We start from the raw sequence: 23,172 nt of genomic DNA on the forward strand, positions 1-23,172 counted from the left end.
CATGAACGATTTCGATACCCTGGAACTGACCCGCGACCCGCGCGGTTTCGCCACCCTGTGGCTCAACCGCCCCGAAAAAAACAACGCCTTCAACGCGCAGATGATCCGCGAACTGATCCTGGCGCTGGACAGCGTGGCCGCCGACGCCAGCCTGCGCTTCCTGCTGATCCGCGGCCGCGGCAAGCACTTCTGCGCCGGCGCCGACCTGGCCTGGATGCAGGCGTCGGCGCAGCTGGATTTCAACACCAACCTGGACGATGCCCGCCAGTTGGCCGAGCTGATGTACAACCTGGGCAAGCTCAAGCTGCCGACCCTGGCCGTGGTCCACGGCGCGGCCTACGGTGGCGCGCTGGGGCTGATCAGCTGCTGCGACATGGCCTTGGGCACGGTGGATGCGCAGTTCTGCCTGTCGGAGGTGCGCATTGGCCTGACCCCTGCGGTCATCAGCCCCTTCGTGGTCAAGGCCATCGGCGAACGCGCCGCGCGGCGCTACGCGCTGACCGCCGAACGCTTCGATGGCCAGCGCGCCCATGAGTTGGGCCTGCTGGCCGAGACCTGCGCCAGCGCCGAACTGGAACAGCGCCTGGCGCACTGGGTGGACAACCTGCTGCTCAACAGCCCGCAGGCCATGCGCGCCTGCAAAGAGCTGCTGCGTGAAGTCGCCCACGGCGAAACCACCGCCGCCGTGCGGCGTTACTGCGAGAACGCCATCGCCCGCATTCGCGTCAGCGGCGAGGGCCAGGAGGGCCTGCGCGCCTTCCTGGAAAAACGCACCCCGGCCTGGCAGGAGCAACCACAATGACCACCCTCACCTCCCTGCTGGTGGCCAACCGCGGTGAAATCGCCTGCCGGGTGATGCGCACCGCCAAGGCCATGGGCCTGACCACCGTGGCCGTGCACAGCGCCATCGACCGCGACGCCCGCCACAGCCGCGAGGCAGATGTGCGCGTGGACCTGGGCGGCAGCAAGGCCAGCGACAGCTACCTGGCCATCGACAAGATCATCGCCGCCGCCCGCAGCAGCGGCGCCCAGGCCATCCACCCCGGCTACGGGTTTCTTTCGGAGAACGCCGCATTCGCCCGCGCCATCGAACAGGCCGGTCTGATATTCCTCGGCCCACCCGCCTCGGCCATCGACGCCATGGGCAGCAAGTCAGCCGCCAAGGCACTGATGGAAACCGCCGGCGTGCCGCTGGTGCCCGGCTACCACGGCCAGGCCCAGGACCTGGAGACCTTCCGCGCCGCCGCCCAGCGCATCGGCTACCCGGTGCTGCTCAAGGCCACCGCTGGCGGCGGCGGCAAGGGCATGAAGGTGGTCGAGCGCGAGAGCGAACTGGCCGGCGCCCTGGCCTCGGCGCAGCGCGAGGCGCAGTCGTCGTTTGGCGATGCGCGCATGCTGGTGGAAAAATACGTGCTGCAGCCGCGCCACGTGGAAATCCAGGTGTTCGCCGACCAGCACGGCCACTGCCTGTACCTCAACGAGCGCGACTGCTCGATCCAGCGTCGCCACCAGAAAGTCGTCGAGGAAGCCCCGGCGCCAGGCCTCTCCCCACCATTGCGCCAGGCCATGGGCGAGGCCGCGGTGAAGGCCGCGCAAGCCATCGGTTACGTCGGCGCCGGCACCGTCGAGTTTCTGCTGGACGCCCGCGGCGAGTTCTTCTTCATGGAGATGAACACCCGCCTGCAGGTGGAACACCCAGTCACCGAGGCCATCACCGGCCTGGACCTGGTGGCCTGGCAGATTCGCGTGGCCCAGGGCGAGCCGCTGCCCATTACCCAGGCCCAGGTGCCGCTGCACGGCCACGCCATGGAAGTGCGGCTGTATGCCGAAGACCCGGACAACGAGTTCCTGCCCGCCACCGGCACCCTGGCGCTGTACCAGGAGAGCGCCCCAGGCCCCGGCCGCCGGGTGGACAGCGGCGTCAGCGAGGGCGACAGCGTGTCGCCGTTCTACGACCCCATGCTGGGCAAGCTGATTGCCTGGGGCGAGACCCGCGAACAGGCGCGGCTGCGCCTGCTGGCCATGCTCGATGAGTTCGCCGTGGGCGGCGTGCGCACCAACCTGGCGTTCCTGCGGCGCATCATCGGCCACCCGGCGTTCGCTGCGGCCGAACTGGACACCGGCTTCATTCCCCGTCACCAGGCCGAGCTGCTGCCCGCTTCGGCCGAACTGCCAGAAGCGTTCTGGCAAGCCGCGGCTGCCGCGTTCGTGCGGCCGACCGGCAGTGACGCCTGGGCCGCGGCCAATGGCCTGCGCCTGGGCTTGCCAGCACAGACGGTGGTGCACCTGCGGTGCCGCGACCAGCGTCAGGTGGTGCACCTGCAACCGTCCCCGCCTGCGGCGCCAGCCTTCCTGCGCGGTGCCACCCTGTACCTGCGCTGGAACGGCGAAGTTCACCCGGTGACCTGCGTTGACGCCATCGCCGAAGCCGACGCCAGCCACGGCCAGCAAGGTGGACTGAACGCGCCCATGAACGGCAGCATCGTGCGGGTGCTGGTGGGCGTCGGTGAGCAGGTGGAGGCTGGTACGCCGTTGGTGGTGTTGGAGGCCATGAAGATGGAGCACAGCATTCGCGCGCCGGAGGCGGGGGTGGTGAAGGCGTTGCATTGCCAGGAGGGCGAGATGGTTGCGGAGGGGGATGTGCTGGTAGAGATGCAACCCGGGTGATTGGACGCGGCCTTCGGCCGCTGCTACAGGAAATCCCCGTAGCAGCGGCCGCAGGCCGCGTCTCTTTTCAGGCAGCCACTTCGTAAAGCTTCACCACCGCAGCCTCACCGTCGCGCAAACACTGGCGCAAGCGCTGCGCTTCTTGCTCGGCCACGCCCACCGCCTTGTCCTTCACATGCCCGTACCCGCGAATCTGCTCGGGCAACCGTGCCAGGCTCAGCGCGGTGTGACGGTTGGCTGGGGTCAGGTGCTGAAGAATCAAGGCGATGTCAGCCTGGTAAGCCTCGATCAACGCCCGCTCCTGGCGCCGCTCCTGGGTGTAGCCGAACGGGTCCAGCGCCGTGCCGCGCAGGAACTTGAACGGCGCCAGCAGCCCGAACGCCTTGAGCATCCACGGGCCGAAACTGCGCTTGCCCTTCTTGCCCAGCCACGACGGCGCCAGGTGGAACTCCAGGCGGTAGTCGCCTTCGAACTGCCCCTGCAACTGGCGGGTGAACTCGCCGTTGCTATATAGCCGCGCCACTTCGTATTCGTCCTTGTAGGCCATCAGCTTGAACGCGTAGCGAGCCACGGCCTCGGTCAGCGCCAAGGGCTGGCCTGGCACCTGGCGGGTTTCGCTGGCGCGCACCTGCTCCACCAGCGCCAGGTAACGGTCGGCATAGGCCTGGTGCTGGTAGGCGCGCAGGGTCGCCGCGTTGGCGGCCAGGCGCTCGTCCAGGGTCTGCTCCACCGGCACCTGCACCGCTGGCTTGAGCACCGCTTCCACCGCCCGTGCGTCATGGGCCGCACGGCGCCCCCAGAGGAACGCCTGCTGGTTGAGGTTGACCGCCACGGCGTTGAGTTCGATGGCCTTTTCAATGGCCTCGGCCGTCAGCGGAATCAGCCCCAACTGGTAGGCGTAGCCGAGCATGAACAGGTTGCTGGCGATGCTGTCCCCCAGCAGCCCCACCGCCAGGCGCGTGGCCTCGACGAAATGGGTCTTGTCGGCGCCCACCGCGTCGCTGATCGCCTGGGTCATGGCCGCCGCCGGGAACTGCGCATCCGGGTCGCGGGTGAACGCCGCCGTGGGCGTCTGCTGGCTGTTGATGACGGCGTGGGACTTGTCCAGGCTCAGCTTCGCCAGCGCGTCAGGCCCTGACGCCACCAGCAGGTCGCAGCCCAGCAGCAGGTCGGCATCACCGGCGGCGATGCGCACGGCGAACAGGTCTTCTTGGCGCGCGGCGATGCGAATGTGGGTTACCACCGGGCCGAACTTCTGCGCCAGGCCGGCCTGGTCGAGCACGCTGCAGCCCTTGCCTTCCAGGTTCGCCGCCAGGCCCAGCAGGGCGCCCACGGTGGTCACGCCGGTGCCACCGACGCCGGGCAGGAGGATATTGAACGGGCGCTCCAGGCTCGGCAGCACCGGCGCCGGCAGCGCCGCGAAGGCCTGGTCACGGCTGGGCAACTGCGGCTTGCGCAGCTGGCCGCCGTGCACGGTGACGAAGCTGGGGCAGAAGCCTTCCACGCAGCTGAAATCCTTGTTGCAGGCGTGCTGGTCGATCTCGCGCTTGCGCCCTTGGGCGGTCTCCAGCGGCAGCACCGACAGGCAGCCGGACTTCACCCCGCAATCGCCACACCCTTCGCACACCGCCGGGTTGATCAGCGCGCGCTTGTTCACCTCGGGCATGGTCCCGCGTTTGCGCCGGCGGCGTTTTTCCGTGGCGCAGGTCTGGTCGTAGATGATCACCGACACGCCCTTGAACTCGCGCAACTCGCGCATGACTGCGTCTAGGTCGCGACGGTGATGGAACGTGGTAATCGGCGCGAAGCCGGCGCGGCTGGGGTATTTGTCCGGCTCGTCGCTGACCAGGGCAATGCGTTGCACGCCCTCGTCGAACACCTGGCGGCTGAGCTGGTCGACCCGCAGGATGCCGTCGATTGGCTGGCCACCGGTCATGGCCACGGCGTCGTTGTAGAGAATCTTGTAGGTGATGTTGACCCCGGACGCCACTGCCGCGCGCACCGCCAGGTGCCCGGAGTGGAAATAGGTGCCGTCGCCCAGGTTCTGGAACACGTGGGCGGTCTCGGTGAACGGCGCCTGGCCGATCCAGGTCACGCCCTCGCCGCCCATCTGGGTGAAGGTATCGGTCTCGCGGTCCATCCAGATGGTCATGTAGTGGCAGCCAATGCCGGCCAGCGCGCGGCTGCCCTCGGGCACCTTGGTGGAACTGTTGTGCGGGCAGCCAGAGCAGAAATGCGGGGTGCGCTGCACGTTGTGCAGAGGGGCCTGCAGGGCCTGTTCCTTGTCTTGCAGGAAACGCAGCCGCGCCTCGATCTGCGGGCTGCTGTAGATGGGTGCCAGGCGTTTGGCGATGACTCGGGCGATCATCGCCGGGGTCAGCTCGCTGAGGTTGGGCAGCAGCGAGCGGCCTTCCTCGTCGAACTCGCCGACCACGCGCGGGCGCTTGTCCACGGGCCAGTTGTACAGCTGGCCGGTCAGTTGGTCCTCGATGACGCTGCGCTTTTCCTCCACCACCAGGATCTCGTCCAGGCCCTGGGCGAAGTCGTGCACCGACACCGGTTCCAGCGGCCAGCTCATGCCGACTTTCAGCACGCGGATACCCACGCTGGCGCACAGCTTTTCATCCAGGCCCAGCTCTTCCAGGGCCTGGCGCACGTCCAGGTAGGACTTGCCGGTGGTGACGATGCCCAGCCGCGGCTGCGGCGAATCGAGCACCACCTTGTTCAGCTGGTTGGCGCGGGCAAAGGCGCGGGCGGCGTAGATCTTGTAGGTGTTCAAGCGCGCTTCCTGGGCCAGGGGCGGGTCGGGCCAGCGAATGTGCAGGCCGCCCTCGGGCAGGACGAAATCGGCGGGCTCGCAGGTCTGCACCCGCAGCGGGTCGACCTCCACCACCGCCGAGGAGTCGACGTTCTCGGCAATCGTCTTCATGGCCACCCAGCAGCCGCTGTAGCGCGACAGCTCCCAGCCGATGATGCCGTAGTCGAGCATCTCCTGGACGTTGCTGGGGTTGAGCACCGGGATCATCGCCGCGATGAAGGTGTGCTCGCTCTGGCTGGCGATGGTCGAGGACTTGCAGCCATGGTCGTCGCCGGCCAGCACCAGCACGCCGCCGTGGGGCGCCACGCCGGCCGAATTGCCGTGCTTGAACACGTCGCCGCAGCGGTCCACCCCCGGCGCCTTGCCGTACCACAGGGCGAACACGCCGTCGTACTTGCCCTGGGGAAACAGGTTGACCTGCTGGCTGCCCCACACGGCGGTGGCGCCCAGCTCTTCGTTGACGCCGGGCTGGAAATGGATGGCGTGTTTCTGCAGGTAGTCGCGGGCTTCCCACAGGCTCTTGTCGAGGTTGCCCAGGGGCGAGCCCCGGTAACCGGAAATGAAGCCTGCGGTGTTCAAGCCACGGGCCTCGTCGCGCTGTTTCTGCAACATGGGCAGGCGCGTGAGGGCCTGGGTACCGGTGAGGTACAGGTGCCCGGTGGCGAGGCGGTACTTGTCGTCCAGGCGGACGTCGGCTAGGGACATGCGGCACTCCTGTTATTTTTATGGCGGCCATGACTCATCAGTCAGTGGCTAAAAATATGCCTTTCGGAGTGAGGCTTTTTCTTTCTAAATTCGGGCATTTCTGCTGTTATGGCGCATGAACGTTGCGCCAAAAACAAGAAAAGGGAAATGATCATGCAGTCCAAACTGAGCGCCCTCGACCGCCGCATCCTGCGCCTGATCCAGCACGACGCCGACCTGTCGGCCGCCGAAATCGCCGAGCGCGTGGAACTGTCGCAGTCACCGTGCTGGCGGCGCATTCACCGCATGCAGGAGGAAGGCCTGATCGAGCGCAAGGTCGCCCTGCTCAACCCGCAGAAGCTGGGCTTGACCATGACCGTGTTCGTCAACGTCAAGTTGTCGGGGCACGGGCGGCGCTACCTGGCGGAGTTCGAGGAGGCGATCACCGGCTACCCGGAGGTGTTGGAGTGCTACACCATGGCCGGCGGGATGGATTACATGCTCAAGGTGGTGGCCCAGGACATTGGGGCCTACGAACGCTTCCTGCGCGACCATCTGTTGCAGAAGCCGCATGTGCAGGAGGCGCATTCCAACATCGCCATGAGCGAGGTGAAACGCACCACGGAACTGCCGCTGGATTGAGCGAAATAATTTTTCACAAACGCGGCAAGAAATCATTTGACTTGCAAATGATAACGATTATTATTGAGACAACTGATCGCGAGATCGGTTGGGTAATCCGAAAGGCCTTAGGTCGGACTTTCGAATTATCTCCTCATCAGGCTAATCACGGTTTTTGACCCGGCTTTTTGCCGGGTCTTTTTTTTAGTTTCTTCAGGCTAATGAAGAAGGGTGTTGCTTGAATTCGATGGCGCGCATGATAGCAAAGGACTATTGCTCGAGGAAAGCGCTCATCGCTAATTTTCAGCTAGCAAATCAGCTATTTAGCCGGAATTGTGGCAAATCGTTTCTTGAGAATAACTCTCAAATACACTAAGCTGCGCCTGCGTCAGGGAAGACGCCCCCCTCACGGATGCGTTCGCAGCCCGCAATCGACCAGGCCCATGGCGGCCAGGAGGACGTTTCGATGACCCATCTGCTCACGCCCCTGCACAACCTTTTCCAGCACCAGCCGGTCGACCAGGGCCAGGATGCGCTCTACCTGCGCCTGAAGAAGTTGCCCCGCCGCGTGCAGCAGGTGTTCCTGCTCAGCCGCCTGGATGACCTGCCCTACCCGGCCATCGCCCAGCGCCTGGACCTGAGCGTGGAGCACGTCGAACGGGACATGCTGCAGGCGCTCGAACAATGCCGCAGCCCCGCTGGCAGCCAGGCGGCCAGCGCCTGGTACGTGAAGCTGCAGAACCCGCACACCACCGCCAGCGAACGCATCGACTTCCGCCGCTGGCTGGACGCCGACGCCACCCACCTGCAAGCCTTCCACGCCACCGAACTGCGCTGGCGGCAACTGCTGGCCGCCGCCAGGCACCTGGGCGAGTCGGGCTGGCAGCATCGCCGCCGCCACACCGGCCTGCTGGGCTGGGGCATGGCGCTGCTGGGGGCACTGCTGCTGGGCGGGCTGGCCGGCTGGATCTGACTGGCGCCACGCTTGCGTGTAAAGTACGAGCGTCCTCGACTTTATAAGGAAGCGAACAATGGCCGCGGCCCCCCTCACCTTCAGCGCTGATTTCGACAGCGGCAACATCCAGCTGCTCGACGCCAGCGACCCACGGCAGGTGCGCCTGGCGATCCGCCCGGACACCCACAGCGACCATTTCCAGTGGTTTCATTTCAAGGTCGATGGCCTGGCGCCTGGCCAGCCCCATGGCTTCAGCCTGACCAACGCCGGGCAGTCTTCCTACAAGAACGCCTGGGCCGGCTACAACGCCGTGGCTTCCTACGACCAGAAGACCTGGTTCCGCGTGCCCAGCCAGTTCGACGGCCAGGCGCTGACCTTCAGCTTCGAGCCCGAACAGCCCCAGGCCTGGTTCGCCTATTTCGAACCCTATAGCCGTGAACGCCACGACTGGCTGATCAGCGAGGCCGTGACCCAGGCCGGCCTGCAGTTGCTGGCGGTGGGCAAGAGCGCCGAGGGTCGCGACCTGCAACTGCTGCGCAAGGGCGACGGCAGCGAAGGCAAGAAAAAGGTCTGGCTGATTGCCCAGCAACACCCCGGCGAGCACATGGCCGAGTGGTTCATGGAAGGCATCATCGAGCGCCTGAAACAGCGTGACGATGCCGAGCTGAACGCGCTGCTGGCCGAAGCCGACCTGTACCTGATCCCGCACATGAACCCCGACGGTTCGTTCCACGGCCACCTGCGCACCAACGCCAAGGGCAAGGACCTCAACCGCGCCTGGCAGGACGCCAGCGCCGAGTTCAGCCCCGAGGTGTTCTTCGCCCTGCAGCAGATGCAGAAGTACGGCGTGGACCTGTTCATCGACGCCCACGGCGACGAGGAAATTCCCCACGTGTTCACCGCCGCCTGCGAAGGCAACCCGCAGTACACCCCGCGCATCGCCCAGCTCGAGCAGCGCTTCCGCGACCTGCTGTGCCAGCAGACCGCGGATTTCCAGCAGGTACACGGCTATACGCGCGACGAGCCGGGCCAGGCCAACATGACCCTGGCGTGCAACGCCGTGGGGGCGAAGTTCGACTGCCTGTCGCTGACCCTGGAAATGCCGTTCAAGGACCACGACGACAACCCCGACGCGATCACCGGCTGGTCGGGCAAGCGCTCGGCGCAGTTGGGCAAGGACGTGTTGAGCGTGATTGCGAAAATGGTCAGCGGCCTGCGGTAACTGCGGACGCAGCCTGCGGCAGCTGCTACGGGATTGACCTCGTAGCAGCGGCCGAAGGCCGCGTCATGGGCGACTGGCCTTGTCCCCCGAGGTCATGCTCTGCAACACCCCGTCGCGGCGGATCCAGCCGTGGTACAGCGCCGCGCCCAGGTGCGCCAGCACCGTCAGGAACAGCAGGTACGCCAGCAACCCGTGGGCCTTGCGCAACAGCGCATAGGTATGCGGCTCGGCCGGCAGTATCGGCGGCAGGTGCAGCGAGGCGCCCAGCATTATCGGGTCGCCGGCCGCCGAGAGCATGCCCCAGCCCACCAGTGGCAGCACCAACATCAAGGCATACAGCAGCCAGTGCGACAGCTTGGCCGCCAGCTTCTGGATGCCCGGCAGGTCGGCCGGCAGTGGCGGTTGGCGGGTGCACCAACGCACCAGCAGGCGCACGATCACCAGCGCCAGGATGGCGATGCCCAGGGGCTTGTGCAGGTGCAGCAGCCACTCATGGCGCTCGGACACGGTGCTGACCATGCCCACGCCAATGAACAGCATGGCAATCAGCAGGATCGCCATCACCCAGTGCAATACCCGGGCAGCCGGGGCGAAATGTTCAGGGCGGGCTTTCATGGCTTGGCCTCCGCGGCGGGCGCATTGGCGCTGAGTTGATCGACTTCCGAGGTGCGGCGCAGGTACGAGCTGGCGTAGGCCGCCGAGCGCGCGGCCAGCAGTGGGTCGTTTGACGCCTCGATGCCGCTGGGCAATATGGTCGGGTCATAGTTGACGTCCCGGCACTGGCCGGTGATCTGCGGCTGCATGCGCTCCACCACCAGGGTGCCGGCGTCCACGGTCTTGCGCCCGGCGGGCCAGGCCTTGCTAGCATCGTCCACCGGGTCGCCCGGTTCGGCCAGGGTCATGCGCAAGGTCCAGCGCAGCGGGCCACCGGCCAGGCGCTGGGCCAGGTCGGCCTGGAGAAAATCGGCGCCGGCGTTGGGGCCGGCCGGGGTGCTGTCGGTCGCCTCGGGCACCACCGACCAGCGCACGGCCTGGCGCTGGCCGTCGGCGTTGTCGAGGTAGAAGGCGTTGATGCTGTTATAGGTTTCCGTGGCGTAGCTGGCCGACGGCTTGGCACCCTTGACCCAGGCCAGGAACGGTCCGGTCTCGGGGTGGGCGGCGAAGAACGCCGGCATGGCGTCAGGCTTGGGCTTGCCGGTGGCCGGGTCCGGGGTGCCGGCCTTGAGCATGGCGTAGAAGGCTTCGGGCGTGCCCACCGGGAACACCGGCATGCTGTTCATGCCCGTGCGCCACTGCTGCCCGTTGGCCAAGTTGAAGCGCAGGGCGAAACTGCGCAGCGGCACGCTGCTGTCCGGCGCATAGGGGTTGCCGCTGGGCAAGGCGAAACGCCCGACCACCGGCGTGCGGCCCTGGGCGAACACGCTGCTGCTGGACAGCGCCTGCAGTTGGCCGTTGCCCTCGAAATAGCCGATCACACACACGCCCTTGGCGTGGTTGCGACGGTAACCGGGGTGCACGCCGTTGTTGGTCTGCAGCGCGTTGACCAGGTCGCGGGGCTTGAGCCGGTCCGGGTCCAGGCGCCCGCTGACATAGGCAAAGGCGGCCACGGCGACGGCCAGGATCGCGGCGATGCCCAACAGGCGCACGGCCTTGTCGAACAGGGTCAAGGGTGGGGGCGTTGGATCAGGCATGAGCGACTCCAGAATCGGTGGGGTGCTATGAGACGAAGGCCAGCGGGATTTATTCCCTGTCCCGCCGCTGAATAATTTGAGGTTAGGCAAGCTGGAATAAAACGCCCCGTCATTCGTCTTGCTAATCTTGAAACAGAGCCCCACCGTGCAGGCCGCCATGAACGAGTTTGATGATCAATTGCGTATCCTGTTGCCGCGCCTGCGCCGTTTCGCGTTGTCGTTGACTCGCGAGCCCAGCAGCGCCGACGACCTGGTGCAGAGTTGCCTGGAAAAGGCCTTGAGCCGGCGCGCCAGCAAGGATGCCGAGGGTGAATTGCGCGCCTGGCTGTTCCAGATCCTTTACCGCCAGTTTGTCGACAACCACCGGCGCGCGCGCCGTTACGCGCGCTTGCTGGAATTTTTCACCGGCCGCGACGACTATCAGCCGTCGGTGGAGCGCACGGTCATGGCCCAATCGGCCCTGCAGTCGTTCGACCGCCTCAGTGATGAGCAGCGCGCGCTGCTGCACGCCGTGGCCGTGGAAGGCCTGAGTTACCAGGAGGCCGCCACCGTGTTGCAGGTGCCCATCGGCACCGTCATGTCGCGCCTGTCGCGCGCCCGCCAGGCGCTGCGCCAGCTCAACGAAGGCGAGATCCATCGCCCTGCCCTGCGGATACTGAAATGATTACCTTGCCGCCAACCGAACACGACCTCCACGCCTACGTGGACCTGCGCCTGAACCCCGCCGACCGCCAGCGCCTGGAAACCTGGCTGAACAGCCACCCCGAGGCCGCCGCCCAGGTGAAAGGCTGGCAGAAAGATGCGCGCCTGCTGCGCTCGGTGCTGGGCAGTTCGCCTCTGGCCGACAACCCGGCGCTGGACCCGGCCACCCTGCGCGTGCGCCGCCGCCACCGCTACCAGCAACACCTGGCCCGCGCCGCCGTGCTGGTGCTGGCCGTGGGCCTGGGCGGCCTGGGCGGCTGGCAGGCCCATGAGGCCCGCCACCCCAGCGTGGCGCCCATGACCGATGCCCTGCAAGCCTACCGCCTGTTCGCGCAGAAAGACGTGCTGCCCGCTGACTTCAAGGTCAGCGACGCCACCGCCCTGCAACCCTGGCTGGACCGCAACTTCACCAACGCCAAGCGCCTGCCCGACCTCAGCCAGGCTGGCTTCAAACCGGTGGGCGCGCGGCTGCTCAGCACCGACCAGGGCCCGGCCGCCATGGTGCTGTACCAGGACGGCAAGGGTGCGCGGGTCACCTTCTACATCCGCCCGCCAGGCCCGGACAACAACCTGCTGCCACGCGGTTCGCGGCGTGAAGGCAATTTGCAGGCGGACTACTGGTCGGGCCCTGGGTACAACTACGCCGTGGTGGCCCCGGTCGACATCGCGCCGAAGACCCTGCAAAACCTGTAGCAGCGGCCACAGGCCGCGTCAGCGCGCGGTTTCAGGTACACCGCGGCGTGGCCGGACGCCGCCTTCGGCAGCTGCTACGCGGCTCCTGTAGCAGCGGCCACAGGCCGCGTCAGGGCGCGGTTTTCCAGGTACACCGCGGCGTGACCGGACGCCGCCTTCGGCAGCTGCTACGCAGTTCTTGTAGCAGCGGCCACAGGCCGCGTCAGCGCGCGGTTTTCCAGGTACACCGCGGCGTGACCGGACGCCGCCTTCGGCAGCTGCTACGCGAATGCGGACACCCCATAGACCGCGTCGCCTGCATCGCGGCCGAGGCCGGCTCCTACCACGAATAGTGTAGGAGCCGACTTTAGTCGCGATGCAGACGACGCCAATTTAAGACAGTTCCTCCCACAAGACAGTCGCTGCTACGCGGTTCCTGTAGCAGCGGCCACAGGCCGCGTCAGCGCGCGGTTTCAGGTACACCGCGGCGTGGCCGGACGCCGCCTTCGGCAGCTGCTACGCGAATGCGGATACCCCATAGACCGCGTCGCCTGCATCGCGGCCGAGGCCGGCTCCTACCACGAATAGTGTAGGAGCCGACTTTAGTCGCGATGCAGACGACGCCATTTCAAGACAGGTCCTCCCACAAGACAGTCGCTGCTACGCGGCTCCTGTAGCAGCGGCCACAGGCCGCGTCAGGGCGCGCGCCTTCGGCAGCTGCTAAGGGGACCGGTGTCCGCTAGAACGCCACATCCACCACCACACTGTCCTGATACCCCCCCACCGGCGGCGTCACCTGGTCGGTGTACACTTTGCCATTGAAGTTGAACACCTGGCTCCCCGTTCCCGTGCCGTTGCCCGGGTTCACCTCGGCGTCGCTGCTGCTGCGCCGCGCCGCGCCGGTGCTGCCCCAGCGCACGCTGCCGGCGCTCTTGAACAGGTCGTAGGCCAGGTAGTTGCTGCCGGAGATCATGCGCCGCCGCCCGCCGGCGCTCAGGGGGTAGCCGCCATCGCTGAGACCCACGGTGTAGGCGCTGCCCAGGGTACAGGCCACGCTGATGCTGCTGTTCACCGTGGCAAAACCCAGCACCAGCGGCGCGCTGCCGAAATCGAGGTTGGGCGCGGTGATCTGGCAGTCATTGGTGACTTGCAGGGTGACCTGCAGGGTGGTGGCGCCCGAACCGACGTCGCGGCCCAGGCAGATGGCACCAATGCCGATACCCGAGCAGTAGTTCCAACTCCACGCCAGGTTCAGGGTTTCGGTGTAGATGCCCGCCGGTACGTTGCTACCGATGATGGTCTTGAGGTACAGCGGCACCGACTTGGGCGAGGAGCCGGCCAGCAGGCCCAGGGCGTCGATGATCGAGTTGCGCGCAAAGTCGTAGGCCACGCCGCGGGTCAGCGGGTAGCTGGTGCTGTCGTTGGCGTAGACGGTGTAGCCGATCACCGCGCCGCTGCTGCCGACCTGCAGGCCGGCCTGGCTGGAGGTCACGGTGAGGTAGAAGTGATCGTTACTGCCCAGCAGGCTCAGCAACGACCCGGTACAGGTCAGCGCGCCATTGGTGGTGGACGTGGACTGCACCGTGGTGCGCAGCAGCACCGAGCTGACCTGGCCAAAGGTGGGCGGCGTTGGCGTGGAGATCGCGCAGGCAGCCTGGGCCCCGGTGCCGGCCGCCAGTAGCGCCAGGCCCGCCAAACACGCCTTCACTGGCACACCAACGGCCCCAACAGGGGCACCTCGCCCTGCTGCTGCACGTCCAGGTCGAACTGCACCCGGCACTGGCTGCCGTCGCCCCGCTCCACCACCAGGCTGTTGTGCGCCGCCAGGTTTTCCAGGTACACCAGGCCGTCCCAGCCGACCACGGTGCGCGCGCCGCTCTGTTCGTGCAGCACGTTGCTGCCCAGGGCCAGGTGTTGCTGGTTGGCGTCCACCAGCACCAGGCTGGCGGCCACCACCCGGGTCAGCGGGAACTCCAGCAGGTAGCCACTGCCGCGGCGCACGGCCACGCGCTGTTCTACCGATGGGCTGCGCACGTTGGCCGGCAGGTTGAGCGGGTCGATCTCGTATTTGCCGCGGTAGTAGCCGCTGGTCCACGGCACCAGCAGGTGCCCGCTGCGGTCGGTGTCGCCGACGCGCTGGTTTTCGTAGCGCACCGGCACGCCGCTGTAGCCGTCGGTGCTCACCAGCACGAAGGCGTCGTCGATGCGGTTGGCGGCGAACAGGCTGCCGTCCATCCACACCAGCGAACCGGCGGCGTCGGCCCAGCGCGTGGTCTGCTCGCTAGTGCCATAGGCGCCCACCTGCAATTGCACGGACTGCAGGCGCCAGGTCAGGTCGGCCTGGCGGTAGGTCTGCTGGTCGCCGCGCGAGTAGCCCAGGTTGTAGCCGACGCCGCCCTCGGTGGGCACCGCGCGGCTGTAGTTGACTCGTTGCTGGGTCTGGCCCTGCTGGTTGCGCTCGACGCCAACGCTGAGGTTGCCGCGCAGGTCGATGGGGATGGTCACCTGCGCTTGCACGGCCCAGTTGCTGGCGCCGATTTCATGGTTGGCCGACAGGTAGAAGCTGCTGTTGCCCCACAGCGGTTTGCTCCAGGTCAGGTTGAGCAGCCGGGTGCGCGAATCGTCGCCGGCGCGCACGTCGAAATAGCCGGCGCCCAGGCTGCCGTAGCGCTCCAGGTTGACGCTGAGGGTGGCCTGCTGGCTGCGCTGGCTCATGCGCGTGTAGGGCGCGTCCACCAGGGTCAAATCGGCGTAGTCGTCGCGCCGTTGCAGGCGTTGGTAATTGAAGCTGAAACGCGGGTTGTTGTACTGGTAGCCCAGGCTGTATTGCTGGCCGCCGAGGCCGTCGTAGCGGCTTTGGCTGACGGCGGTGTTGAGCACGCCGAGGTTGCCCAGGCGCAGGTTGCCGCCCACGCCGCCCAGGTTCAGGGACTGCGCCGCTTCGGCGTGGCCCTCCAGGGTCAGGTAGTCGCTGAGGCCATAGCGCACGCTACCGGTGGAAGCGCCGGGGCCGTAGGCAAAGTCCTTGAGGCCGTAGTCCCGGCGCACGCTGCCCGCCGCCACGGAGAAATCCATCAGGCCTTGTTGCAACAAAGTGCTGGTGACGTAGAACGGCAAGGTGGTGGACACCTGCCGCCCCAAGGCGTCGGTGGTCACCACCACCGCCTCGCCGGCCCCGTTGATGTAGGGGATGTTGGTGAGGGTGTAGGGGCCGGGCTGCAATTGCGCGCTGGTGCTCTTGTAGCCGTTGATGAACAGGTCCACCGACGACGGCACCGCTGCCTCGCCGGCAAAGGCTGGCAACGGATAGGTGACCAGGTCCGGGCGCACGGAAAAGTCCCGTGACAGCTGCACCCCGCCCAAGCGCACGGAGTTGCTCCACGGCAAGGAACCGCTGACCAGGTCGCCAGCCTCCACGGTCAGCAGGCGTTCGTCGTCGCTGTAACGCCAAGTGGTGTCGTAGCGGCGGAAACGGCTGGTGTCCGCGTAGGCATTGCCCGACAGGCTCTGGCGCAACTGCCCGGTGCTGGACACCGTGCCCCAGCTGTCGAAAATGCGCAGTTCGTTGTACGCCGCCAAATAGCGGCCCAGGTCGTCGGTGTCGTTCAGGTACAGGTCGTAGTTGAGCAGCGCGCCGAAGCTGCTCATGGCCTGGCTGCGCGGGTAGGCCTGGCTGCTGCCGATACGCTGGGCCGGCAGCCAGTCGGGCGGCACGTCCAGCAGCAGGCGCTGGGCCTGGCTGTCGTAGTCGGTGTGCAGGCCCTGCACGCTGTCCAGCGCTACCTCGGGGCCGGCCACACCCGGCAGTTTCAGCCCCGCGGCCTGCAGGTCCGACAGCGGCAGGTAGAGTTGCCCGGCCCGTTGTTGCACCTGCACCACGCGGCCCGTGCTCATCTGGTTGACCACCAGTTCAAGGTACAGCGACGCATCGGGCACAGCCTCCTGGCCGGTGGGTGGCGGCGGCAGCTCCCCGGCCAGCGTGGCACAGGGGTACAACAGCCACCCCAGGGTGAACCACGTCAGTGTCGAGGGGCATCCGTGCCGATCGATGGGGCATCTCCCTTGTCAAGCCAACCACGAAAACGCCGCTCAGCGCGCAGGCGCCAGGGCTTGCGGCGCGTCACTGCCATTGACCCGGCCGTGCAACGCCGAGACCTGCGCCGTTGCCGGTAACGGCCAGCGCATGCTCGCCCCCGGCAGCACGTAGCCCAGCAGGCCCTCGCCCAACGCCCGGCGCTGGGCGCCCTGCTGCAGCGCCACGTCCGTGAGGCGTGCGTGCACCGGGCCCTGGTTGCGGATCTCGACGAAGTCCTTGCCGCCCTCGCTGACCGTTCTCCAGGTCAACGCCGGCACGCCCGCGCCCTTGGGGTCGCGCTCGCGGCTGGGGTCGGGCTTGCTCCACAGGCCGGCGCCGTAGGCGAACAGCGGTACTGAATAGCGCATCTGGAAACGGATGGCCGCGGCAGTCTTGCCCTGGCCGTCCGGCCCCGGCGCCTGGGCAGCGGGAATCTCGTCGATGATGATGCGGTAGGCCTGCTCCTGGCCCGGCGGTATTTCCCGGGTGCGAGTCAGCCGCACCAGCTGCTTCTGGCCGGGTGCGATGTGCGCCACCGGCGGGCTGCCGATCACGTCGCGCTGGTTCTGGTATTGGTCATCGAAACCGCTCTGACTCCAGCCGAACACGCGGATCTGCAAATCGGCCGGCTCGCTGCCACGGTTCTCCAGCCACAGCGCGCTGGCCTGCTGGTCGGCCTCCAGCACCGGGTCGATGGGCCAGATCAGTACCGAACTGGCCGCCTGCACCGTGAACGGCAACAGCACCCCACAACACACACTGCCCCAACGCCACATACGCTCACTCCACCGGCAACATTCGAGGGCGCCCCGGCTTACCAGGACAATTCCACTTGCAAGACATCGCTGTAGCTGCCCGCCGGCACATTGCCCGGCAGGCTCAGCCGGCCATAGATCGGCAGGCTGATGTTGGTTGAATCGCTGTACGCCACGGTGACGCTCTGGCTGATGCCAAGCGCCTGGCTGTAGGCCGCGTCGCGAAACAGCTGGTAGGCCACCAGCGCGCTGCCGGCCTTGAGGTTGCGCGAGGTGCCGGCGTTCTGGCCGCCGTCCACTTTCATGTTCAGGGTCACCCCAGGGGTGCACTGCAGCTTCACCCCGGTGCCGGGCACCGCCGCCGTCGCCGTGCCGGTGGCCAGCGCCGACCAGCTGCCGAAGTTGAGGCTGCCGTAGTTGCTGCCGCCGCCGACCACCAGGCAACCGCTGGTGATGGCGGCGTTGACCAGAAAGGTGCTGGTGGTGGCGGCGTCCAGCGGCCAGGGCGCCGCCAGGCTCGCCAGCAGCAGCGCCCCCTTGAGCCAGACCATGGCTAGAACGTCAGCTCGACCGCGACCGTGTCCGTGTAGGTGCCCGCCGGCAACCCGGCGACGCCGATGGCCCGGCCGTAAAGGTTGACCGTCTGCGCCACGCCGGTGCTGGTGGCCAGGCTGATGGTGCCGTCGATGGCCAGCAGGTTGGAGAAGCCGGTGTCGGTGAAGAAGTCGTAGGGCACGAAATGCCCGGCGCCGTCGGCCAGCGCCCTGGCGCCACCGGTGGCCTGGCCGTCATGGCTGCCGGCGCGCACCTTGACCACCGGCACGGTGCCGGCCGAGCAGAGAATCGACATGGCCCCGCCGCCACCGCCCAGCACCTGGCTGCTGGCCTGGGTGAACAGGCTGCTGGTGGTGCCGAAGTTCAAGCTACCGAAATTGATATTGGTGCTGCCGGCCACGCCGTTCACCAGGCAGCTGCTGGTCAGCACCAGGCTGGCGGTGACTTGCCCTGTGACCGTGGTGGCGGCCTGGGCGGCGGGCGTCAGCGCGGCCAGCAAGGCCAGGGCCGGTAACAGGGCGGCAGAACGAAAAGCCTGTGCGTGCATGATTCACTCCTTGTGTTACCAGTGCTTGTGTTACCAGTTCAGGGTCACCCGCAGGGTGTCGCGGTAGATGCCCGCCGGCAGCGCGCGGGTGTTGGCCACCACGGCGCCGAAGATCGGGATGGGGATTTGGCCGCCACTGCTGACGGCGAAGGTCTTCTGCTCGCCGATGCTGTAGCGCTCGGTGCCGGCGGCGTTCTGGTACAGCTGGTATGGGATGGTGCGGCTACCGTTGCTCAGGCGCCGGGTGGTGCCGTCGCCGTTGGCGCCGCCATCGATGGTGACGCTGAAGCCGGTGACCGTCGGGTTGCAGGCCACCTGCAGGGTGCTGCCGCCGTTGGCGACGTTGGCGCCGATGGGCGCGTTCCAGGTGGGCCCCTGGTCGCCGAAATCCAAGGCGCCCAGCGAGCCGGTGGCCAGGGTGCTGCCGGCGCTTTGCACCTCGCAGCCGGCGGTGATCACCAGGCGTGCCTGGATCTGCCCGCTGACGCCATTGACCGCGGCCACCGCATGGCCGGTCCACGGCAGCGCGAGCACGGCGGCCAGCCAGTGCCCTACCATGTCACGGTCACCTTTAATAGGTCGCTGTATTGCCCGGCGCGCGGCACCTGGGCCAGCGGTTCGATGCGGGCGTACAGCGGCAGTTCGATGGTGCCGGTGGCCGGCACGCGGCCGCTCAGCGGCTGGTCGACAGCAAAAGGCACGCGGCGCGCCGGGTCGCTGTAGAGGCGGTAGGGAATGGCGTTGCCAGCGGCGCTGGCCAGGTAACGCACGTCGCCGACGCCCCCATGCTGGCCGCCGTCGACCTGCACCTGATAGGCGGTGTCGGGGTTGCATTCCAGGCGCGGCAGGCGGGTGCGGGGCAGTTGCGCCGACAGTGGGCCGGCGGGGTCATCCAGGCGCGCGGCGCTGCCGAAATCCAGCAGCCCCAGGTGTTGCGGGCCGGCGTCGCGCACCTGGCCCAGCAGCACGCAGCCGCGCTGCACATTCACGCGCACCTCGACCTGCAGCTCCGTGGCCAGTGCCGGGCCGCCGAGCATCAGGCTCGACAGCGCGGCGATCGCTATTCCCTTCACACCCTCACTCCTTGCGAGGCGCATCCGTGAACTGGAGGCTAGCATTCGAGGCAGAAGTTGCCACTTCGGTCAGCGTATTGATACACGCACAAGCCTTGCCTGGCGCGCGCCAGCAGCGGGTTTCCAGCCTTTCTTGTCAAGGTTGATGCGTGACGCGCCAGCGGCAATCGTCGTCTTGATGCACCGGGTAAAACGTTTCAGCTACCAGCTGTCATACCTTGGTACTGATCCGGTCAAGTCCTGGCGCAACAGGTCGATGCAATGATCAGGCATTTCAACCACATTCTGCCGCCCAAAGGTCCCGAACCCGATGAACCCTTTCCGCTTTCTCCGCCAGGCCACATCGAACGCCCCCGGGACCGCCAGCGTGCTGTGCACCTTCAACGCGCTAGGCAGCACGCTGCAAGGCGTGAAGCTGGCGCCCACGTTCATCGCCGGTTTCATCTCGCCGCACCTGGACCTCGACGCTGTGGCCCGGCAACTGCGCCAGCGCTTCCCCCAGGCCACCCTGAGCCTGTGCACCACCGCCGGCGAGCTGTGCAGCGCCAGTGACGCGCTGTACTGCAACGCCCAGGGCCAGTGGGACCGCATCGTGCTGCAACTGTTCGACGCCAGCGTCATCGCCAGCGCCGAGCTGGTCAGCGTGCCGCTGCTGTCCGAAGACATCCGCGCCGGCGGCAAACGCCTGCCCATGCGCGAGCGCATCGCCAGCCTGGCCGCCACCCTCAAGCGCACGCGGGTCAGCCTGCCGATCGACAACCGCGACACCCTCGCCTACGTGCTGTTCGATGGCCTGTCGGCCTCGGAATCGTTCTTCATGGAGGCGCTGTACGAGTCCGGGCGCTTCCCCTGCCTGTTCGTCGGCGGTTCGGCGGGCGGCAAGGACGACTTCAAGGCCACCCTGCTGCACGACGGCCAGCGCAGCTACCAGAACCACGCGCAGATCGTCTTCCTCAAGTGCGCGCCACAGGTGCGCTTCGGCGTGTTCAAGAGCCAGAATTTCGAGCCCACGAAGCTGTCGTTCAGCGTGCTCACCGCGTCGCTGGAGGAGCGCTACATCCATCAGGTGTTCGACGCCGCCGGCAACATCAAGACCATGGTCGCGGCCCTGTGCGACGCGTTCAAGTGCGCGCCCAACCAGTTGGAAAAATACCTGGCCGAATACTCCTTCGCCATTCGCGTGGGCGAGGAACTGTTCGTGCGCTCCATCGCCCGCATCGACTACGCCCGCGAAACCGTGCACCTGTTCTGCGACGTGGCCCCCGGCGAAGAGCTGGTGATGGTCAAGCGCACCTCGCTGCGCGACTCTACCCAGCGCGACTTCCAGCGTTTCCTGCAGGGCAAGGGCGGCCAGCCGCTGGTGGGCCTGCTCAACGACTGCATCCTGCGCCGGGCCAACAACGCCGGCAAACTGGGCGAGATGACCGGGGTGTTCGGCGACGTGCCGGTGGCCGGCTTTTCCACCTTCGGCGAGATCCTGGGGCTGAACCTCAACCAGACGCTGACCGCGATCTTCTTTTTCAAGGTGGCCAACGGCGCCCCGTTCAGCGACGACTATATCGACAATTTCGCCAGCCACTACGGCGAGTTCAAGGCCTTCTTCCTGCGCCGGCAGATCCAGAAGCTGGCGGGTTTGAACCGCGTGGTGGTCAAGCAGATCGACGCCTTCAAGCACCAGCAATTCACCAGCAGCCTCGACACCCACGGCCTGGATGCCAGCGTGCTGCCGGTGTTCGACGGCCTCGCCGACCTGGGCATGGTGCTGTCCCAGGCCACCCACCAACAGGAAGAAATCGCCCGGCAGCTGCAGCACTACTCCGGCGAACTGCACCTGTCCATGGACGAACTGACCGGCACCATTAACCAGCAGAACAGCGTCACCGCCCAGGCCGGCAACACCGTGGCCGGGCTGTCCAGCCACGCCGACCAGGTGGTGGGCAGCGCCCGTGACCTGGCGCAGTCGAGCCTGCGCATCCAGTCCATCGTCCAGGTCATCCAGCAGATCGCCGGGCAGACCAACCTGCTGGCCCTGAACGCCGCCATTGAAGCCGCGCGTGCCGGCGAGACCGGGCGTGGCTTCGCGGTGGTGGCGGATGAGGTGCGCAAGCTGGCGGAAATCACCCGCAAGAACGCCGGCGAGATCGGCGTGGACATCGACGCCCTGGCCGGGGAAATCCAGAACGTGGCGTTGCAGATCGAGGAGCAGTCGACAGCCGTGGGCACCCTGCGCGAGCTGCTGGGCGACCTGGAGAATTCAAGCCGGATGACCGAGGGCACCTCCCAGCGGACCAAGAAGATCGCCGATACCCTGACCGGCCTCACGCACCTGGACGGGCGTTAAACCGCCGGCGTGCGCACGCAGTCTTCCGGCCCCACCACCCGCCCCTGCTGCGAACGCACCTGCAGGGGCGCCAGCGGCTGCCCGGCGTGCAGCAGCAGGGAATGGGCTTCGCCCGCCTGATACAGGTGCTGCTCGCCCCACTGGCGCAGCGCCACCACCACGGGAAACAGCGCCCGCCCCTGGGCCGTCAGCACGTATTCCTTGTAGGCACTGCCGTCCGACGCCGGGCGCAGGTCGAACACCCCCGCCTCCACCAAGGCCTTGAGCCGCGCGGCGAGGATGTTCTTCGCCAGGCCCAGGCTTCGCTGGAACTCGCCGAAGCGTCGCAGGCCGTCGAAGGCATCGCGCACAATCAACAGCGACCAGCGCTCGCCGACTGTCTCCAGGCTGCGAAACACGGGGCATTGGGCTTGCTGCAGGGCGCTGGGTGAGGTCATGGCGGGATACCGGTCGGGCAGATGTGGTTGCATATTAAAACCAGAGTTGCTACAAACGCAAAATCTGGTTTCTTTTTGAAACCTCACTGCCCGACAGGACAGCCCTGCCATGACTCACCTCTCACCGCGCCTCACCTGGCTGCTGGCGCTGACTGCCGGCCTCGCGGTCGCCACCGTGTACTTCATCCAGCCGCTGCTACGCTCGATCGGCGCAAGCCTGGGCGTGGCGCCTGGGGACCTGGGGTTGCTGGTCACCCTCACCCAATGCGGCTACGGCGCCGGGCTGCTGTTGATCGTGCCGCTGGCCGAGCGCCTGGACCGCCGGCGCATGATCATCGGCCAACTGCTGCTTTCCTGTGCGGCGCTGGTGCTGGGTGCGCAGGCGGGCCAGTGGTGGTTGCTGCTGGCGGCCATGCTGGGGGTGGGCCTGATGGCCGTGGTGGTGCAAGTGGTGGTGGCCTACGCCGCCAGCCTGGCCAACCCGGCGCAACGGGGCCAGGTGATTGGCACGGTCACCAGCGGCATCGTCGTCGGTATCCTGCTGGCCCGCCTGCTGTCGGGTGCAGTCGCCGACGTGGGTGGCTGGCGCCTGGCGTTCGCCGGCTTCGCCGGGCTGATGCTGGGCATGGCGCTGCTGCTGGGCAAGGCCATGCCCAGGCCGGCGGCCGTGGCCACACGGCAGCCCTATGGGCAATTGCTGCGCACCATGGCCCGGCTGTTCCTGCACCACCGCCTGCTGCGCCAGCGCGGGGTGCTGGCGATGCTGGTGTTCGCCGACTTCAGCATCCTCTGGTCGAGCATGGTCCTGCCCCTCAGCGCCCCGCCGTGGTCACTCAACCACACCCAGGTCGGCCTGTTCGGCCTGGCCGGCATCGTCGGCGCCCTGGGTGCGGCCCGCGCCGGGCGCTGGGCCGACGCCGGCCTGGCCCGCCGCACCAGCGGCTGGGCCCTGGCGCTGCTGGCCGGCGCCTGGCTGCCGATCGCCTGGGCGCCATCCAGCCTCTGGGCGTTGCTGCTGGGCGTGCTGATGCTGGACTTCGCCGTGCAGGCGGTGCACGTCACCAACCAGAGCCTGCTGTTGGCGGAGCCATCACAGGGGCAAAGCCAACTGATCGGCGCGTACATGTGTTTCTATTCGGTGGGCAGCGCGCTGGGGGCGCTGGCGGCCACCCAGGTGTATGCGCAGTGGGGGTGGCCGGCGGTGTGCGCGCTGGGCGCAGGAGTGGCCGTGCTGGCGCTGGCCTGGTGGCTGCTACAGGTGCCAGGCCTTGGAAAATATTCCTACACATATTTCAGACCACGTCGGGATAGGTAAACCCCTCCATCACCGATAACCTTCTTGCACCCACCGAGACAG

General features: G+C 67.1%; 20 protein-coding genes. 9 read left to right on the plus strand and 11 right to left on the minus strand.

The genetic code is table 11. The features are described 5' to 3' along the window. The first annotated feature begins 1 nt into the window (after position 1). Positions 2-802 carry a gamma-carboxygeranoyl-CoA hydratase gene (locus AC0Z2B_RS08090; protein WP_416425274.1) on the plus strand — a complete coding sequence of 267 codons (801 nt, stop codon included), beginning with the start codon at positions 2-4 and terminating at the stop codon, positions 800-802. Then, complete coding sequence (locus tag AC0Z2B_RS08095) at positions 799-2,667, plus strand: acetyl/propionyl/methylcrotonyl-CoA carboxylase subunit alpha (protein ID WP_476295849.1); 1,869 nt, start codon at positions 799-801, stop codon at positions 2,665-2,667. Before AC0Z2B_RS08090 ends, AC0Z2B_RS08095 begins: the two co-directional genes overlap by 4 nt. 67 nt (positions 2,668-2,734) lie before the next feature. Here AC0Z2B_RS08095 and AC0Z2B_RS08100 read toward each other — a convergent pair whose 3' ends face one another. Continuing rightward, positions 2,735-6,190 carry an indolepyruvate ferredoxin oxidoreductase family protein gene (locus AC0Z2B_RS08100; RefSeq protein ID WP_476295850.1) on the minus strand — a complete coding sequence of 1,152 codons (3,456 nt, stop codon included), beginning with the start codon at positions 6,188-6,190 and terminating at the stop codon, positions 2,735-2,737. Positions 6,191-6,343: 153 nt separating this feature from the next. Here AC0Z2B_RS08100 and AC0Z2B_RS08105 point away from each other — a divergent pair, with 153 nt between their 5' ends. The 3 genes from AC0Z2B_RS08105 (at position 6,344) to AC0Z2B_RS08115 (ending at position 8,967) form a co-directional block, all read left to right on the plus strand. Then, positions 6,344-6,811 (plus strand): Lrp/AsnC family transcriptional regulator, encoded by a 468-nt coding sequence (locus tag AC0Z2B_RS08105; protein ID WP_416425277.1) that lies wholly within the window; start codon positions 6,344-6,346, stop codon positions 6,809-6,811. Between the two features lie 445 nt (positions 6,812-7,256). Then, positions 7,257-7,763 (plus strand): sigma factor-like helix-turn-helix DNA-binding protein, encoded by a 507-nt coding sequence (locus AC0Z2B_RS08110; RefSeq protein WP_476295851.1) that lies wholly within the window; start codon positions 7,257-7,259, stop codon positions 7,761-7,763. Between the two features lie 58 nt (positions 7,764-7,821). Continuing rightward, a complete protein-coding gene (locus AC0Z2B_RS08115) occupies positions 7,822-8,967 on the plus strand; it encodes a M14 family metallopeptidase (protein ID WP_476295852.1) in 1,146 nt (381 codons plus the stop codon). A gap of 63 nt (positions 8,968-9,030) precedes the next feature. Here AC0Z2B_RS08115 and AC0Z2B_RS08120 read toward each other — a convergent pair whose 3' ends face one another. Then, complete coding sequence (locus tag AC0Z2B_RS08120; RefSeq protein ID WP_476295853.1) at positions 9,031-9,582, minus strand: cytochrome b; 552 nt, start codon at positions 9,580-9,582, stop codon at positions 9,031-9,033. Then, on the minus strand, positions 9,579-10,658 hold the full coding sequence (locus tag AC0Z2B_RS08125) for a catalase family peroxidase (RefSeq protein ID WP_476295854.1): 1,080 nt from the start codon (positions 10,656-10,658) through the stop codon (positions 9,579-9,581). Before AC0Z2B_RS08125 ends, AC0Z2B_RS08120 begins: the two co-directional genes overlap by 4 nt. A 157-nt stretch (positions 10,659-10,815) precedes the next feature. Here AC0Z2B_RS08125 and AC0Z2B_RS08130 point away from each other — a divergent pair, with 157 nt between their 5' ends. Continuing rightward, positions 10,816-11,322, plus strand: coding sequence for a sigma-70 family RNA polymerase sigma factor (locus AC0Z2B_RS08130; protein WP_416427420.1), 507 nt, complete (start codon positions 10,816-10,818; stop codon positions 11,320-11,322). Next, positions 11,319-12,053, plus strand: a complete 735-nt coding sequence (locus AC0Z2B_RS08135; protein ID WP_476295855.1) for an anti-sigma factor family protein — start codon at positions 11,319-11,321, stop codon at positions 12,051-12,053. The genes AC0Z2B_RS08130 and AC0Z2B_RS08135 overlap by 4 nt, the downstream gene beginning before the upstream one ends. Before the next feature lie 718 nt (positions 12,054-12,771). Here the strand turns inward: AC0Z2B_RS08135 and AC0Z2B_RS08140 are convergent. The 7 genes from AC0Z2B_RS08140 to AC0Z2B_RS08170 all read right to left on the minus strand — a co-directional run bounded on the left by AC0Z2B_RS08140 (position 12,772) and on the right by AC0Z2B_RS08170 (position 19,001). After that, on the minus strand, positions 12,772-13,740 hold the full coding sequence (locus AC0Z2B_RS08140) for a Csu type fimbrial protein (RefSeq protein WP_476295856.1): 969 nt from the start codon (positions 13,738-13,740) through the stop codon (positions 12,772-12,774). Further along, a complete protein-coding gene (locus AC0Z2B_RS08145) occupies positions 13,737-16,028 on the minus strand; it encodes a fimbria/pilus outer membrane usher protein (protein WP_476295857.1) in 2,292 nt (763 codons plus the stop codon). Before AC0Z2B_RS08145 ends, AC0Z2B_RS08140 begins: the two co-directional genes overlap by 4 nt. A 93-nt stretch (positions 16,029-16,121) precedes the next feature. Next, a complete protein-coding gene (locus AC0Z2B_RS08150) occupies positions 16,122-16,883 on the minus strand; it encodes a fimbrial biogenesis chaperone (protein WP_476295858.1) in 762 nt (253 codons plus the stop codon). A 38-nt stretch (positions 16,884-16,921) separates the two neighbouring features. Beyond that, positions 16,922-17,413, minus strand: coding sequence for a Csu type fimbrial protein (locus AC0Z2B_RS08155; RefSeq protein WP_476295859.1), 492 nt, complete (start codon positions 17,411-17,413; stop codon positions 16,922-16,924). A gap of 2 nt (positions 17,414-17,415) precedes the next feature. Continuing rightward, complete coding sequence (locus AC0Z2B_RS08160) at positions 17,416-17,964, minus strand: Csu type fimbrial protein (RefSeq protein WP_416425287.1); 549 nt, start codon at positions 17,962-17,964, stop codon at positions 17,416-17,418. A gap of 30 nt (positions 17,965-17,994) precedes the next feature. After that, a complete protein-coding gene (locus tag AC0Z2B_RS08165) occupies positions 17,995-18,522 on the minus strand; it encodes a Csu type fimbrial protein (protein WP_476295860.1) in 528 nt (175 codons plus the stop codon). Further along, entirely contained in the window at positions 18,516-19,001 is a 486-nt protein-coding gene (locus AC0Z2B_RS08170; protein WP_473006883.1) for a spore coat protein U domain-containing protein, read from the minus strand. The genes AC0Z2B_RS08165 and AC0Z2B_RS08170 overlap by 7 nt, the downstream gene beginning before the upstream one ends. 346 nt (positions 19,002-19,347) lie before the next feature. Between AC0Z2B_RS08170 and AC0Z2B_RS08175 the strand changes: the two genes are divergently transcribed. After that, entirely contained in the window at positions 19,348-21,378 is a 2,031-nt protein-coding gene (locus AC0Z2B_RS08175; protein WP_476295861.1) for a methyl-accepting chemotaxis protein, read from the plus strand. Here AC0Z2B_RS08175 and AC0Z2B_RS08180 read toward each other — a convergent pair. Then, entirely contained in the window at positions 21,375-21,815 is a 441-nt protein-coding gene (locus AC0Z2B_RS08180; protein ID WP_476295862.1) for a winged helix-turn-helix transcriptional regulator, read from the minus strand. The genes AC0Z2B_RS08175 and AC0Z2B_RS08180 overlap by 4 nt on opposite strands. 109 nt (positions 21,816-21,924) lie before the next feature. Between AC0Z2B_RS08180 and AC0Z2B_RS08185 the strand changes: the two genes are divergently transcribed. Continuing rightward, positions 21,925-23,130, plus strand: coding sequence for an MFS transporter (locus tag AC0Z2B_RS08185; RefSeq protein WP_476295863.1), 1,206 nt, complete (start codon positions 21,925-21,927; stop codon positions 23,128-23,130). Positions 23,131-23,172 lie beyond the last annotated feature (42 nt).

It is taken from the genome of Pseudomonas sp. GYB4201 (assembly GCF_056312595.1).

Excerpts from the sequence above, each read along its gene's own strand:
- AC0Z2B_RS08090 (WP_416425274.1), top strand. The coding sequence starts at position 2 with ATGAACGATTTCGATACCCTGGAACTGACCCGCGACCCGCGCGGTTTC.
- AC0Z2B_RS08095 (WP_476295849.1), top strand. The coding sequence starts at position 799 with ATGACCACCCTCACCTCCCTGCTGGTGGCCAACCGCGGTGAAATCGCC.
- AC0Z2B_RS08100 (WP_476295850.1), bottom strand. The coding sequence starts at position 6,190 with ATGTCCCTAGCCGACGTCCGCCTGGACGACAAGTACCGCCTCGCCACC.
- AC0Z2B_RS08105 (WP_416425277.1), top strand. The coding sequence starts at position 6,344 with ATGCAGTCCAAACTGAGCGCCCTCGACCGCCGCATCCTGCGCCTGATC.
- AC0Z2B_RS08110 (WP_476295851.1), top strand. The coding sequence starts at position 7,257 with ATGACCCATCTGCTCACGCCCCTGCACAACCTTTTCCAGCACCAGCCG.
- AC0Z2B_RS08115 (WP_476295852.1), top strand. The coding sequence starts at position 7,822 with ATGGCCGCGGCCCCCCTCACCTTCAGCGCTGATTTCGACAGCGGCAAC.
- AC0Z2B_RS08120 (WP_476295853.1), bottom strand. The coding sequence starts at position 9,582 with ATGAAAGCCCGCCCTGAACATTTCGCCCCGGCTGCCCGGGTATTGCAC.
- AC0Z2B_RS08125 (WP_476295854.1), bottom strand. The coding sequence starts at position 10,658 with ATGCCTGATCCAACGCCCCCACCCTTGACCCTGTTCGACAAGGCCGTG.
- AC0Z2B_RS08130 (WP_416427420.1), top strand. The coding sequence starts at position 10,816 with ATGAACGAGTTTGATGATCAATTGCGTATCCTGTTGCCGCGCCTGCGC.
- AC0Z2B_RS08135 (WP_476295855.1), top strand. The coding sequence starts at position 11,319 with ATGATTACCTTGCCGCCAACCGAACACGACCTCCACGCCTACGTGGAC.
- AC0Z2B_RS08150 (WP_476295858.1), bottom strand. The coding sequence starts at position 16,883 with ATGTGGCGTTGGGGCAGTGTGTGTTGTGGGGTGCTGTTGCCGTTCACG.
- AC0Z2B_RS08155 (WP_476295859.1), bottom strand. The coding sequence starts at position 17,413 with ATGGTCTGGCTCAAGGGGGCGCTGCTGCTGGCGAGCCTGGCGGCGCCC.
- AC0Z2B_RS08160 (WP_416425287.1), bottom strand. The coding sequence starts at position 17,964 with ATGCACGCACAGGCTTTTCGTTCTGCCGCCCTGTTACCGGCCCTGGCC.
- AC0Z2B_RS08165 (WP_476295860.1), bottom strand. The coding sequence starts at position 18,522 with ATGGTAGGGCACTGGCTGGCCGCCGTGCTCGCGCTGCCGTGGACCGGC.
- AC0Z2B_RS08170 (WP_473006883.1), bottom strand. The coding sequence starts at position 19,001 with ATGCTCGGCGGCCCGGCACTGGCCACGGAGCTGCAGGTCGAGGTGCGC.
- AC0Z2B_RS08175 (WP_476295861.1), top strand. The coding sequence starts at position 19,348 with ATGAACCCTTTCCGCTTTCTCCGCCAGGCCACATCGAACGCCCCCGGG.
- AC0Z2B_RS08180 (WP_476295862.1), bottom strand. The coding sequence starts at position 21,815 with ATGACCTCACCCAGCGCCCTGCAGCAAGCCCAATGCCCCGTGTTTCGC.
- AC0Z2B_RS08185 (WP_476295863.1), top strand. The coding sequence starts at position 21,925 with ATGACTCACCTCTCACCGCGCCTCACCTGGCTGCTGGCGCTGACTGCC.